This window comes from Arthrobacter sp. KN11-1C (genome assembly GCF_052180225.1).
GTDB lineage: Bacteria > Actinomycetota > Actinomycetes > Actinomycetales > Micrococcaceae > Arthrobacter.
This window is the reverse complement of sequence record NZ_CP197467.1, coordinates 3,867,139-3,881,473: the sequence shown is the minus strand read 5'-3', so window position 1 is coordinate 3,881,473 and position 14,335 is coordinate 3,867,139. Positions and strand designations below refer to the sequence as shown.

The window sequence follows — 14,335 nt, the reverse complement described above, 5'->3', positions numbered from 1 at the left end:
GGGCCGGTGGGCACCACGTAGGCTTGGGCGCATGACTACACCATCCCAGCGCGAGGCCACCGCCGTCGTCGTCGTCGCGGCAGGCTCGGGGGAGCGCCTTGGCTACGGCATGCCCAAAGCAAAAGTGCCGCTGGGCGGCGAAACGATCCTGACCCACGCCCTTCGCGGCGTCGCGACGGCGGATGTCGCCCGCCAGATTTGCGTGGCCGTCCCCGCAGGCGACCTGGAGCTGCGCGAGCTTTGCGAGGCATTCCGCCAGGAGCTCGGCGCTGACGGTCCGCTGATCACAGTGGTCGACGGCGGATCCACCCGTGCCGCTTCGGTCCGGGCAGCCCTGGACGCGGTGCTTGAGGGCACGCGCGCCGTGCTGGTTCACGACGCTGCGCGTGCGCTGACACCCGAACGGGTCTTCCACCGTGTCGCCGTGGCGCTTTCGGCGGGCGCCAAAGCCGTCATCCCCGCCATGCCGGTGGTGGATACGGTCAAGATGGTCGCGGAAACGGACGGGGACGACGCCGGAATCGCACCGGAGATCGTCACCGGCACCGCCCCGCGCGAACAACTTCGTGCCGTGCAGACTCCGCAGGGATTCGACTATGAGACTTTGTTGCGCGCCCACTCGGCGGCGGCGACTTTCGACGACGAGCAGTCGGCGGCCGTCACGGACGATGCCATGCTCGTCGAGCTCCTGGGCGTCCCCGTCCACGCAGTCCGGGGCGCCAGCCAGTCGCTGAAGATCACCACGCCGCTGGATCTCATCATTGCCGAAGGCCTTCTGGAAGGACCGCTCGGAGTCCGCTGGGTGGAAGGCTGATGGCCGCACCGGAGAACGTCGCGATGATTCTGCCGCGCACGGGCATCGGGGTTGACGTGCACGCCTATGCACCCGAGGACGATCCGCAGCCGCTATGGCTCGGCGGGCTGTTTTGGGAGGGGGAACGCGGACTCGCAGGGCATTCCGACGGCGATTGCGTCGCCCATGCAGCTGCCGACGCGCTCTTCTCCGCGTGCGGCATCGGCGATCTGGGCACGCATTTTGGTACCGACCGTCCCGAATTCGCGGGTGCGTCCGGGGTGAAGCTGCTGGGGGAGGCGGCCAGGATTGTCCGTGCAGCCGGCTTCGAAATCGGGAACGTGGCAGTGCAGTTCGTTGCCAACAGGCCAAAGTTCGGCCCGCGCCGTGAAGAGTCGCAGCGTGTCCTCAGCGCTGCCGCAGGAGCCGCAGTCAGCGTCACGGCGACCACCAGCGACGGCCTGGGTTTCACCGGCCGGGGCGAGGGCATTTCCGCCGTGGCCACGGCCCTCGTCTACGCCGTGCTGCCAGCACCCCAGGGTGATGGCAGCTAAACAGGGATAGAGGGTGTGCAACGAAACCAGTTGGTGCGCATCCGCTAATCTGGAGCGGTGACCCTGCGCTTTTACGACACTGCATCCGCCGAAGTCCGTGACTTCGTTCCCCTTGAAGCCGGCAAGGCCAGCGTCTACTACTGCGGTGCGACGGTGCAGGGGATGCCGCACGTGGGACATGTCCGATCGGCGATCGCCTTCGACCAGTTGACCCGTTGGCTTGAATACCGCGGTCTGCGTGTCACTGTTGTCCGCAACGTCACGGACATCGACGACAAGATCCTCGCCAAGTCGGCACAGTCCTTCGGGCCGGACTGGGCCGAGGAACCCACAGCCAGGGCCGAGGAAGAATGGTGGGCCTTGGCCTACCGCTACGAGCAGGAATTCGAGCAGGCCTACGACGTCCTCGGCGTTTCCCGCCCCACCTATGAACCTCGCGCCACCGGCCACATCCCGGAGATGCACGCCCTCATTCAAAGGCTCATCGACCGCGGCCACGCCTACCCGGCCCTGGACGACTCCGGGGACGTCTACTTCGACGTCCGCTCCTGGAGCAAGTACGGCTCACTGACCCGCCAGAACATCGACGACATGCAGGGAGCCTCCGACGTCGAGCCTCAATTCAGCAACAGGAAGCGCGATCCGCGCGACTTTGCGCTCTGGAAAGGCTACAAGGACGGGGAGCCGACGACGGCGAGCTGGGTTTCGCCGTGGGGAACCGGGCGGCCGGGTTGGCATCTTGAATGCTCCGCCATGGCCACGAAGTACTTGGGCCAGCAGTTCGACATCCACGGCGGAGGATTGGACCTCCGCTTCCCGCACCATGAGAACGAGATGGCACAATCGCAGGCCGCAGGTGACGGATTCGCCAATTTCTGGCTGCACAACGGCATGGTCACGTATGAGGGCGAAAAGATGTCCAAATCCGTTGGCAATACGGTGAGTCCCTCGGAAATGCTCGAGCTCGCGAGTCCCCGGGTTGTCCGGTACTACCTCGGCCAGGCGCAGTACCGCTCAATCCTGGACTACCGGCCCACCTCGCTCCAGGAGGCTGCGGCCGCAGTCGAGCGCATCTATGGCTTTGTTGCCAAGGCTTCCAAGAAGTTCGGCGGTGACTTCGCCGCGCACCCTGAGTCGAGCCCCGTGCCTGACGCCTTTGCCGTTGCGATGGATGACGACCTCAACGTCCCGCAGGCCCTCGGCGCGCTGCACGAGACTGTCCGTGCCGGAAATACGGCGCTGGCATCCGGGGACGACGCCGCGGCAGCGCAGGCGCTCCAGGCCGTCATGGCCATGACCACCGTGCTTGGACTGAATGACGTCCGCGGCGAAGTCCAGGAGAACTCCGAGACCACCCAGGCCCTTGAGGTCCTCGTGGAAGCCCAGTTGCAGGCGCGCGCCGAGGCGCGGGCCAACAAGGATTGGGCGGCGTCCGACGCGATCCGCGACACTCTCGCGGCAGCCGGTATCGCCGTCGAGGATGGCGCCGACGGTGCCAGCTGGAGCCTCAAACGGGACTGAGAAAGCGCCGGCGCCCCGATTTAAGTTGATTCAGTAGACTTGATTGCAGACGTACTCAACACAATCAAGGGTGGAATTCATGGCCAACAACGGTCGCCGGGCTGTCAAGAGCAAGAAAGGCCCCACCACCGGAACCGGTGGCCACGGTCGAAAGGCCCTCGAAGGCCGGGGTCCAACCCCCAAGGCTGAGGACCGCGAGTACCACAAGGCGTACAAGAGCAAGCAGCTCGCCGAACGCTCGGCGGCAAAGCGCGCTGCCGGGGGCGCCAGCCGCTCCAACCCGGGCGCCCGCTCAGGCCCGAAGGGCCGCGCTACCGAGGAAGTAGTCACCGGACGCAACTCCGTGGTGGAGGCGCTTCGCGCCGGAATCCCCGCGAAGGCACTGCACGTTGCCATCCGGATCGAGATGGACGACCGCGTCAAGGAGTCCCTCAAGCTCGCTGCCGAGCGCGGCATCCCGCTGCTGGAAACCGGTAAGCCCGAGCTGGACCGCATGACCGAAGATGCCGTCCACCAGGGCCTCGTACTGCAGATCCCGCCGTACGAATACCAGGACGCTTACGACCTCGCCGAAGAGACGGTCACCAAGTGGAAGAAGGGGTACATCCCCAACGCGCCCCTCTTCGTCGCGCTCGACGGCATCACCGACCCCCGCAACCTGGGCGCCATCATCCGCTCCGTTTCCGCCTTCAGCGGCCACGGCGTGATTGTCCCGGAGCGCCGCTCCGTCGGCGTCACGGCTTCGGCCTGGAAGACCAGCGCAGGCGCGGCAGTCCGCGTCCCAGTAGCCCGCGCGGCCAACCTGAACAACGCCCTCAAGCAGTTCAAGCAGATGGGCATCTTCGTGCTCGGCCTGGATGGCGACGGCGACGTCTCGCTGCCGGATCTCTCGTTGGCCACCGATCCCGTGTGCATCGTGGTGGGTTCCGAGGGCAAGGGCCTCAGCCGCCTCGTCCGCGAAAACTGCGACCAGATCATCTCCATCCCGATCGACTCCGCCATGGAATCGCTCAACGCCTCCATGGCCGTGGGCATCTCCCTGTACGAAGTCTCAAGGCAGCGCGCTACGAAGTAACCCTGCAGTGGGTGGTGGCACACCCGCCAAACGCTCGCACACTTTTGCCGCGTTTTCTTCCGACGCTCGCTCACATATAGCGCCAAATACAGCAACGCCCGCTCACTTCTTTGGTGCGCGGGCGTCGCTGTTCCCCTAAGCAACCGGGGTTAGAAGTCGCGGCGGTTGGCGAGGACCGGGAGCTTGACCCGAGCGTCCTCGACGACGGCGGCATCCAGCTCCGCGAACAACAGGCCGGGTTCGGCGTCGAGCTCTTGCAGCACGTTTCCCAGGGGGGACACGACGACGGAGTGCCCCACCCCGGTGGGCGCCGCCCCCTTGGGTTCGCGGCCCTGGCTCGCGGGATCGCCCTGGCCGCACGCCAGCACGAAGGTCGTGGTGTCGATCGCCCGGGCGCGCGCGAGCAGCTTCCATTGTTCCGCCTTGCCCGGCCCGGCTCCCCAGGAAGCGGACACGATATTGACGTCGGCCCCGCGATCGGCGTTGGCGGTAAAGAGTGCCGGGAAACGGATGTCGTAGCACGTGGCCAGGCCAAAGGTGAGGCCTCCGGCGTCGAACGTCACCGGATCGGTCCCGGCGTCAACGGTGTCCGACTCCGCAAAGCCGAACGCGTCGAAGAGGTGGATCTTGTCGTAGCTGGTGTCCACCCCAGGCCCGGTGGCGATCAGGGTGTTCCGGACCTTGCCGTTGCTGCTGCCGTCCGAGGCCAGCCCGGGCGTGAACATTCCGGCCACGATCACGATCCCAAGTTCCTGGGCGATCTTCCGCACCCGGCTGGCCCATGGCCCGTCCAGGGGCTCGGCGATATCCAGCAGGGAGTTCCCGAAGGCGCGCATGGTCGCTTCGGGGAACACTACGAGCTCAGCACCGCCCTCCTTGGCCCGGCGGGCGTAGTCTTCCAACAGGATCAGGTTGTCTGCCAGCTCGCGGCCACTGATGAGTTGAGCAAGAGCGATTCGCACAATTACCTCCGCATTGGTGTATAGGCAAAGTATGCAACGACCGCGCCGAGGATACGAACCGGTCCGAATGCGGCCGCGTGAATTGGGCTCATCCGACATAATCCGCGCGAGCGACCGGTTTTGCGAAAAGCGTAACTGGCCGAACGATACGACGTTTCAGCAGGTGAGCGGCTTGTTTGCGTTCGCAGGAGACGCCGGCCTGGCTCCGACCACCTGGCGTCCGCACTGTCATATGGGCTGCGGGCAAGGGAGAATTGGCGTCGGAGACTAAACTCTCAAGTAATGGTTATGCCGATTTTTGACACAGCATCTACAGTGGACGCCTCGCGGCCGTCGCCGCTCGGGCTGAGTGTCCCGCGGCTTGGAAAGTCCGACGGCGACACCCTCCCGCGGGGCCGCGTCAACGTCGCCGTCTGGGCCCCAGGACTCACCCGGGTCGAAATCGCGTACATGGCCCCCGGCGACTCCTGGAAGGTCCATACGCTGCCCAAACTGGAGGACGGCGTCCACCACGGGATTGTGGACGGGCTGCCGCCCGGCACCCGGTACGGCTTCCGCGCCGCGGTCCACGAAGATGCGCTTCCGCTGTCCGTTCCTGCTCCGGACTTTGACGCCGACGACGCCGAGCAACTGCTGCTGGATCCCTACGGTCGGGCGGTGCACCAGCGCGGAGAACTGCTGACTTCCGTGCGGATGGAATCGGCTTTCGATTGGGGTGACGACCGTCCGCCGCACACGCCGTGGCGGGACACCATTGTCTATGAGGCCCACGTCCGCGGCCAAAGCATGCTGCACCCGGATATCCCGGAGCACCTCCGCGGGACCTACGCGGGCATGGCGCACCCGGCCATGATCGAGCACTTCCACTCGTTGGGAGTGACGGCAGTCCAATTGCTGCCCATCCACTTCCACATGGACGAGCAGCACCTGCAGTACTTGGGCCTGACCAACTACTGGGGTTACAACACCGCAGCGTTCTTTGCGCCGCACGCGGACTACGCCACGCAGGCTGCCCAGCTGGCGGGCCCCCACGCCGTCCAGGACGAGTTCAAGGGCATGGTGAAGCTCCTTCACGCCGCGGGGATCGAAGTGATCCTCGACGTGGTCTACAACCACACGGCCGAAGGCGGGCCCGACGGCGACACCTTCAGTTTCAGGGGACTGGGCGAGCAGCGGTACTACCGCCACGACGCCCACGGCCGCTACCTCGACACGACGGGTTGCGGCAACACCCTCAATTTTGCTGAACCGTGCGTCGTGGATCTTGCCATCGATTCGCTGCGCTATTGGGCCGAAGAATTCCATATCGACGGCTTCCGATTCGACCTCGCCGTGACCCTGTGCCGTAATGCGGGCAACGAGTTCGATCCGGAGCACCCGTTCCTGAAGCGCATCGCCGAGGATCCGTTGATCTCCAAGACCAAGCTCATCTCCGAACCGTGGGATGTGGGCTACGGTGGCTGGCAGACGGGGCGGTTCCCCGAAGGATGGGTGGACTGGAACGATCACTTCCGTGATGGCGTACGCCGCTTCTGGCTCTCGGACCGCGCCGCAGCCGACGCCGGGATGTCCGGCGGCAATGTGGGTGTCCTGGCCGACGCTTTGACTGGCTCCACCCGGGTCTTTGAGCCTTCGGGACGCTCCAGGCTCGCCTCGCTCAACTTCATCACCGCCCACGACGGTTTCACTCTTGCCGACCTGGTGTCCTACGACCGTAAGCACAACGAGGCCAACGGCGAACAAAACCGGGACGGCCACGGCGACAACCGCAGCTACAACCACGGATTCGAAGGCCGTACGGAAAACGAGACGATTCTCGCGGCCCGCGCCCTGTCCAAGCGGAACCTCATGACCACGTTGATGATTTCCATCGGCGTGCCCATGATCACCGCCGGTGACGAGCTTGGACGCACCCAGCAGGGAAACAACAACGCCTATTGCCAGGACAATCCTCTGACCTGGATCGACTGGACCCAGACACCCGAGTCGCATGACATGCTGCGCAGCACCAAGCGGGTGATCCGCCTCCGCAAGGAGTTCCTGCAGTCCCAGGACGCCGGCTTCCCGGACAAGGGGACCGGCCTGGATTGGTTCGATGAGAAGGGCCAGCCCATGACGCCGGCCCGTTGGCACGATCCGTCCCTGCGGATTGTGCAGCTCTTGGTGAGTTCGGAGGGCGGTGCTTACCGCGGCTTGCTCGTCATCAACGGGAACAAGGATGACCAGAAGATTGTCCTGCCCAAACTGGTCGCCGAATCCGGGGCCGGTAGCCGTATGTTCGAACTACGGCTGACGACCTCCGAACTCAATGACCGCAGGCAGGGAGCCCTGGTCGCCGCCGGCGAGCGGGAAGTGGTCCAAGGCAACACCATCAACATCTACCGCACCTAGGAACCATGAAGATCTATTCCGCAGATACCTGGACACTGGAAGAACTGCAGGAACAAGTGTCCGACGCCGGCCGCCGCACCGTGATGGTGCCGCCGGCAGCGAACAAGGCAGCCGTCCTGGAAGTGTTCGGCCAAGTACTCGATTTCCCTGAGTACGACGGGGTGGACATGGATGCGCTCAACGATTCACTCCACGATTTCGCGGACAGTGTGTCGGACGACGACCAACCACCCGTCACCCTGATTTGGCAGGTCCCGGCGGCTTACCGGACTGATCGTTCCTTCGGCTTGGTGTGCGAGATCCTCCAGGACGCCGAGTTCTACTCCGGCCGGGACCTCGCCGTCATAGCGGTCTTCGAACAGTAGAGCGACTGGCCGGGTGGGCGATGCCCACCCGGCCGGTTCGTCGCTACGCGTTGACGATCAGCCCCAGTTCCGCCTTCGAAGCCAGGGAGGGGTGCTTCGGGAAGACCCGGACGGTGTAGCCGAAGGATCCGGAGCGGTTGATCAGGATGGAACCGGTGAACAGGTGGCGCCCGTTGCCGAGGTCTTCGAATGAGCTGAGTTCGGCCACGGTGATGTCCTCCAGTTCATCGCTTTCTTCGGCCCGCCCATAAGCCACCTCGACGCAGACGTCGTCCGGTGTCAGCGTATGGAGGGCGATGTAGGCGTTGACCTGGAGGGTGTCCCCGACCTGCGGTTCTTCGGAGACGCCCACGGAGTCGACGTGTTCCACGATCAGCTGGGGCCAGGCGTCGCGGACCTTGCTGGTCCAGGCCGCGAGTTCCTTTGCTTCCTTGAACGAACCAGCCACGGCACGCCGTCCCGACTCCGCCGCAGGGCGGTAGAGCGTGTTGACGTAGTCCTGGAGCATGCGTTCGGCCGAGACGGCCGGCCCGAGGTGGGCCAGGGTGTGCTTGATCATGGACACCCAGTGCGTCGGCACGGCTTCCGGGCCGGTCTGCGAAGGACCGGCCGCTCCGGCGTGTTCGGAGACCGTGGAACCGTAGAAACGCGGGGCCACCTGGGTCTCCAGGAGCTCGTAGAGCGCGGCGGCTTCGATGTCATCGCGTTCGGTCGGGGACGCGTCGTTGTTCGCGGTCGGGATCGCCCAGCCGTTCTCGCCGTCGTACATCTCATCCCACCAGCCATCCAGCACCGAGAGGTTCAAGGAGCCGTTGATGGCCGCCTTCATCCCCGAGGTCCCGCAGGCCTCCAAGGGCCTCAGCGGGTTGTTCAGCCACACGTCGCAGCCCGGGAACAGGGTCCGGGCCATCGCGATGTCGTAGTTGGGCAGGAACACGATCCGGTGCCGCACGGCGGGGTCGTCGGTGAACTTCACCAGGTCCTGGATCATCTTCTTCCCGGCGTCATCGGCCGGGTGGGACTTGCCGGCAATGACCAGCTGGATCGGGTGCTTCGGGTGCAGCAGCAGCGCCTTGAGCCGGGCCGGGTCCCGGAGCATCAGGGTCAAGCGCTTGTAGGTAGGCACGCGCCGGGCGAAACCGATCGTGAGCACGTCCGGGTCCAGCACAGTGTCCGTCCAGCCCAACTCCGCATCAGCCGCACCGCGCTTCTTCCACGCCGCCCGGAGCCGACGCCGGACATCCTCCACGAGGGATACGCGGAGTTGCCGCCGCAGCGCCCACACGTCCTCGTCGCTGACGTTGTAGGCGAGATCCCAGCGCCCCAAGGCCTCGGCCTCGGTCCCAAACTGCTGGCGGGCCAAGGCAGAGATGCGTGGATCCACCCAGGTGGGTACGTGGACGCCGTTGGTGACGGAGGTGATGGGGATTTCGGAGTGGTCGAAGCCTGGCCAGAGCCCGGAGAACATCTCGCGGGAGACCACGCCGTGGAGTTTGGCCACGCCGTTGGCCCGCTGCGCCAGGCGCAGGCCCATCACCGCCATGTTGAAGACCGCGGGGTTCCCGCCGTCGTAGTTTTCACGGCCCAGTTCCAGGACCTTCTCCACCGGCACGTCCGGGGCCAGGCCCGCGTCGAAGAAGTGCCTGATCTGCACGGCCTCGAAACGGTCGATGCCCGCCGGCACCGGGGTGTGCGTGGTGAACACCGTGGACGCCCGCCCGGCGGCGAGGGCCTCGGACCAGCTCAGCGGGGCCTCGGAGGACATGAGCTCCTGGATCCGCTCGATGCCCAGGAACCCGGCGTGGCCTTCGTTGGTATGGAACACTTCCGGGGCCGGGGTGCCGGTGAGGCGCTGGTAGACGCGCAGCGCCTTCACCCCGCCCATGCCCAGCAGCAGTTCCTGCTGCAGCCGGTGGTCACCGCCCCCGCCGTAGAGGCGGTCCGTGATCACGCGCGCGGCGTCGTCGTTGGACGGAACGTTCGAATCGAGCAGCAACAGCGGCACGCGCCCGACGTCGGCCCGCCAGATGTGCGCGTTGAGCTTGCGTCCGTTGGGCAGCGGCAGCGAGATTGTCGCCGGCTTGCCGGTGCCGTCCTCGGACGGTTCGCGCAGCAGTGTCAGGGGAAGTCCGTCCGGGTCGAGGACCGGGTAGGTCTCTTGCTGCCAGGCGTCCCGGGAGAGGGACTGCTTGAAATAGCCCGCCTGGTACAGCAGCCCGACGCCGATCAACGGCACGCCGAGGTCCGAGGCAGCCTTCAAATGGTCACCGGCCAGGATCCCCAGGCCGCCGGAATACTGCGGAAGCACCTCGGTGATGCCGAACTCGGGCGAGAAATACGCGATGCACGCCGGAGCATCCGCACCCAGGCCCTGGTACCAGCGCGGCTCGCTCAGATACCGGTCAAGGTCGGCGGCCGCATGCTGGACGCGCTCTACAAGTTCATTGTTGGAAGCAAGCTGGTCGAGCTGATCGCGGCTGATTGACCCTAGGAGGCTGATTGGATCGTGACGACTTTCCTCCCACAATTCCTGGTCAAGGCTCGCAAAGAGCTCGCGGGTAGGTCGGTGCCACGACCAGCGCAGATTCGTCGCCAGACGGGCGAGCGGCTGGATCGGCTCGGGGAGCAGGGTACGGACGGTAAACCTTCGAATTGCCTTCACGAGCGTCACACTAATCCACTCGGTGGACGGCAGGAACAGCTTTCGGTTTCTTTTAGGTAAATGACACATTGCGGGGAAGAGTCTGGGGTACCTCTTCGCAAAATGTGATTTTTCTCGCTAACGTCGAGGTTGTGACCACTACTGCAGCACCGCGATCCAGCTCAGCATCCAAGTCCAAGCAGAAGACCGGTATCACCGAAGGTCTCAGGTTCGGCAGATTCCCCATCACGGCTGTGCAACCCGTGATCGAGGAAGGCCGGTTTCCGGCCAAGGCCTTGCCTGGTGAAGATTTGGTGGTCGGCGCCACCGTCTTCCGTGAGGGCCACGACCAGCTGGGGGTGAGCGCCATCCTGCTGGACCCGAAGGGCAAAGAACGCCAGCGTGTGCGGCTTGCACCTGCACCGGGTGAGCGCGGCAAGGGAACAGACCGTTGGGAAGGCTTGCTGACCCCCACGGCGCCTGGAGCCTGGACTTTCGCGATCGAAGCCTGGCACGACCGCTACGGCACATGGCACCACAACGCCGAGGTGAAGGTCGAAGCCGGCATCGACGTGGAGCTGATGCTCGCCGAAGGCGTCGCGCTGCTCGCGGTAGCGGCGGGAGAGAGCTCGCGAAGCGCGGCGGACAAGCGGACCTTGCGCGCTGCCTCCGAAGGCCTCGCCGACACTTCCAAAACTGCCGAGGAGCGCCTTGCCGCCGGCTTCAGCACGGAGGTCACGGCCGCCGTCGAGCGCCAGCCGATCCGTGAACTGGTGACCGTCTCCGAACAATATCCGCTCCTCGTGGAGCGTGACCTCGCCGGACGCGGCGCCTGGTACGAATTCTTCCCCCGTTCCGAAGGAGCCGTTTTCGATCCCTCCACGGGAGCGTGGACTTCGGGCAACTTCACGACGGCGGCCAAGAGGCTCGACGCCGTTGCGGACATGGGCTTCGACGTGATCTACCTGCCGCCCATCCACCCGATCGGCTTCCAGCACCGCAAGGGACGCAACAACACCCTGACTCCGGGCCCGCAGGATCCCGGCTCGCCGTGGGCCATCGGCTCCGAAGCCGGCGGCCACGACGCCATCCACCCGGAATTGGGATCCTTCGAGGACTTCGACGCTTTCGTGGCCCGCGCCAATGAGCTGGGCCTCGAGGTGGCGCTGGACTTGGCGCTGCAGGCAGCCCCGGACCACCCCTGGGTAAAGACCAACCCGGAATGGTTCACTACCCGCGTGGACGGCAGCATCGCCTATGCCGAAAACCCGCCCAAGAAGTACCAGGACATCTACCCGCTGAACTTCGACAACGATCCCGCCGGATTGTCCAAGGAAATCCTGCGGATCGTCTTCCTCTGGGTGAGCCACGGCGTGAAGATATTCCGCGTGGACAACCCCCACACCAAGCCGGTGTGGTTCTGGGAATGGCTGATCGGCAAGGTCAACAAAAAGCACCCCGACGTCGTTTTCCTCGCAGAAGCGTTCACCCGCCCCGCGATGATGCACGCCCTCGGCCGGGCAGGTTTCCAGCAGTCGTACACGTACTTCACGTGGCGGAACACCAAAACCGAACTGGAATCGTATTTCCAGGAGATCAGCCACGAATCCCCGGCGTATTTCAGGCCCAATTTCTTCGTCAACACCCCGGATATCCTCACCGAATACCTCCAATACGGGGGTCCGGCCGCGTTCCGCATCCGCGCAACACTGGCAGCCACGGCCAGCCCGCTCTGGGGTGTCTACGCCGGATTCGAGCTGTACGAGCACGTGGCCCGTCCGGGTGCTGAGGAGTACATCGACAACGAGAAATATGAGTTCAAGGACCGCAACTGGGATGCAGCGGCGGCTTCCGGGCACAGCCTCGCCCCGTACATCACACGTCTTAACGCCATCCGCAAGGCCCACCCGGCCTTGGGTGATCTGCAGAACCTGACGTTGCACCACAGCACGGATGACGCCACGGTCGTGTTCTCCAAGCACAAAACCTTGCCTGACGGCAGCAAGGACACCTTGATCATTGTGATCAACGTCGATCCCCACGGGATCAGGGAAAGCACCGTGACCCTGGATCTCTCCGCACTTTCGCTGGATCCGGCCGACTTCACCGCCAATGGACGATTCCGGGTGGATGATTTGGTAAGCGGCGAAAGCTGGGAGTGGGGCGAGTACAACTACGTCCGACTGGACGCCCATGTAGAACCGGCACACATTCTCAATATCCGGAGGTAGCCTTAGTGAGCTTCAATCCGCAGGGTCAGAATCAGTACTTCACGCCGAAGAACACTTTCGAGCTGAACGCCCCGGGTCTTCAACATGACCCACATTGGTATCGGAAGGCTGTTTTCTACGAGGTTCTGGTGAGGGCCTTCGCGGATGCGAACGGCGATGGTTCCGGTGACTTCCACGGTCTGATCGACAAGTTGGATTATCTGCAATGGCTCGGAGTGGATTGCTTGTGGCTGCCGCCGTTCTTCGATTCGCCTTTGCGTGACGGTGGTTACGACATCTCGGATTACACGTCCGTCCTGGACGAGTTCGGCACCATCAGCGATTTCAAGCGGCTCGTGGCCGAAGCCCATGCGAGGGGCGTCAGGGTCATCATCGACCTCCCGCTGAACCACACCTCGGACCAACATCCGTGGTTCCAGGAGTCCCGCAAGAACCCTGACGGCCCGTTCGGCGACTTCTACGTGTGGAGTGACACGGACGAGAAGTACGAGGACGCGCGCATCATCTTCGTGGACACGGAAGAGTCGAACTGGACGTTCGATCCGATCCGCCGGCAGTTCTTCTGGCACCGCTTCTTCAGCCACCAACCCGACCTGAACTTCGAAAACCCGAAGGTCATCGAGGCGGTTCACGACGTCGTCAAGTTCTGGCTCGACCAAGGCATTGACGGTTTCCGGGCAGACGCCATCCCGTACCTCTTCGAAGAAGAGGGCACCAATTGCGAAAACCTGCCTGCCACCCACGGGTTCCTGCGGGACCTCCGCAGGATGGTGGACGAGAACTACCCGGGTCGCGTGATCATCGCCGAAGCCAACCAGCCGCCGCACGACGTCGTGGAATACTTCGGCACGGAGGAAGAACCGGAATGCCACATGGCCTTCCACTTTCCCATCATGCCGCGCTTGTACTACGCGCTCCGCGACCAGAAGGCCGCCCCCATCATCGAGACGCTGCGGGATACCCCTGGAATCCCGGCCGGCGCGCAATGGGGTACCTTCCTGCGCAACCACGACGAACTCACCCTGGAAATGGTCACCGCCGACGAACGTGCCGCCATGCTGGGCTGGTACGCGCCGGATCCGCGAATGCGGGCCAACATCGGCATCAGGCGCAGGCTAGCCTCCCTGCTGGACAACTCCCGCTCGGAGATCGAGCTGATCAACGCGTTGCTGCTTTCCCTGCCGGGCAGCCCCTTCCTGTACTACGGGGATGAAATCGGCATGGGAGACAACATCTGGCTTGACGATCGCGACGCCGTCCGCACACCGATGCAATGGAACCCGGACCGCAACGCGGGATTCTCCAACGCCGATCCCGGAAAGCTGTACCTGCCCGTCATCCAGTCGCTGGTCTACAACTACAGCATGGCGAACGTCGAGGCTGAAGCAGCCCATTCCGGCTCGCTCCTGCGCTGGACACGCCAGATCCTGAGCGTCCGGAGGAACCACCCGGCCTTCGGGCTAGGCGACTTCAAACACGTTCCGGCGGACCACGAAGTGGTTCTTGCCTACATGCGTGAGCTCCGGGAGGACAATCCGGAAGGTGAGGATGCCGAATCGATCCTGTGCGTTTTCAACCTGTCCCAACATCCGGTTGCTACAACCTTGGACATCCCTGAGTACGCCGGAAGAGGCCTGAGGGACGTGTTCGGCGGCCAGCCGTTCCCGGGGATCGGCACCGACGGCTCCCTGACCCTGACGCTCGGTAGCCACGACTTCTTCTGGCTCCGGATCCGTTCGGCGGGTTCCACCGGATCTTCGCCGTACACCCAGGCCATCCCAGTGCTCTCCATCGAAGGCTGA

At 64.5% G+C, this 14,335-nt stretch carries 10 protein-coding genes; 8 read left to right on the top strand and 2 right to left on the bottom strand.

The features are described from left to right. The first annotated feature begins 31 nt into the window (after nucleotides 1–31). The 4 genes from ispD (at nucleotide 32) to rlmB (ending at nucleotide 3,943) form a co-directional block, all read left to right on the top strand. Nucleotides 32–814, top strand: coding sequence for a 2-C-methyl-D-erythritol 4-phosphate cytidylyltransferase (gene ispD, locus ACSBOX_RS18075; RefSeq protein WP_442543697.1), 783 nt, complete (start codon nucleotides 32–34; stop codon nucleotides 812–814). 23 nt (nucleotides 815–837) lie between these two features. Then, entirely contained in the window at nucleotides 838–1,347 is a 510-nt protein-coding gene (ispF, locus tag ACSBOX_RS18070; protein ID WP_442546063.1) for a 2-C-methyl-D-erythritol 2,4-cyclodiphosphate synthase, read from the top strand. A 57-nt stretch (nucleotides 1,348–1,404) separates the two neighbouring features. Beyond that, complete coding sequence (gene cysS / locus ACSBOX_RS18065) at nucleotides 1,405–2,868, top strand: cysteine--tRNA ligase (RefSeq protein ID WP_442543696.1); 1,464 nt, start codon at nucleotides 1,405–1,407, stop codon at nucleotides 2,866–2,868. A 79-nt stretch (nucleotides 2,869–2,947) separates the two neighbouring features. Beyond that, entirely contained in the window at nucleotides 2,948–3,943 is a 996-nt protein-coding gene (rlmB, locus tag ACSBOX_RS18060) for a 23S rRNA (guanosine(2251)-2'-O)-methyltransferase RlmB (protein WP_442543695.1), read from the top strand. Nucleotides 3,944–4,092: 149 nt separating this feature from the next. Here rlmB and ACSBOX_RS18055 read toward each other — a convergent pair whose 3' ends face one another. Then, on the bottom strand, nucleotides 4,093–4,905 hold the full coding sequence (locus tag ACSBOX_RS18055; RefSeq protein WP_442543694.1) for a carbon-nitrogen hydrolase family protein: 813 nt from the start codon (nucleotides 4,903–4,905) through the stop codon (nucleotides 4,093–4,095). Between the two features lie 282 nt (nucleotides 4,906–5,187). On the opposite strand from ACSBOX_RS18055, the gene glgX reads away from it, so the two are divergent. Together glgX and ACSBOX_RS18045 are read left to right on the top strand one after the other, a co-directional pair. Beyond that, nucleotides 5,188–7,296 carry a glycogen debranching protein GlgX gene (gene glgX, locus ACSBOX_RS18050; protein WP_442543693.1) on the top strand — a complete coding sequence of 703 codons (2,109 nt, stop codon included), beginning with the start codon at nucleotides 5,188–5,190 and terminating at the stop codon, nucleotides 7,294–7,296. Nucleotides 7,297–7,301: 5 nt separating this feature from the next. Further along, the gene (locus tag ACSBOX_RS18045; RefSeq protein ID WP_078106531.1) at nucleotides 7,302–7,661 is read left to right on the top strand and encodes a barstar family protein; all 360 of its coding nucleotides are present in this window, start codon (nucleotides 7,302–7,304) and stop codon (nucleotides 7,659–7,661) included. A 43-nt stretch (nucleotides 7,662–7,704) separates the two neighbouring features. On the opposite strand, the gene glgP is transcribed toward ACSBOX_RS18045, so the two are convergent. Further along, nucleotides 7,705–10,323, bottom strand: coding sequence for an alpha-glucan family phosphorylase (gene glgP / locus ACSBOX_RS18040; protein ID WP_442543692.1), 2,619 nt, complete (start codon nucleotides 10,321–10,323; stop codon nucleotides 7,705–7,707). 131 nt (nucleotides 10,324–10,454) lie between these two features. Between glgP and ACSBOX_RS18035 the strand changes: the two genes are divergently transcribed. Continuing rightward, nucleotides 10,455–12,533 (top strand): alpha-1,4-glucan--maltose-1-phosphate maltosyltransferase, encoded by a 2,079-nt coding sequence (locus ACSBOX_RS18035; RefSeq protein ID WP_442543691.1) that lies wholly within the window; start codon nucleotides 10,455–10,457, stop codon nucleotides 12,531–12,533. A gap of 5 nt (nucleotides 12,534–12,538) precedes the next feature. Further along, a complete protein-coding gene (treS, locus tag ACSBOX_RS18030) occupies nucleotides 12,539–14,335 on the top strand; it encodes a maltose alpha-D-glucosyltransferase (RefSeq protein ID WP_442543690.1) in 1,797 nt (598 codons plus the stop codon).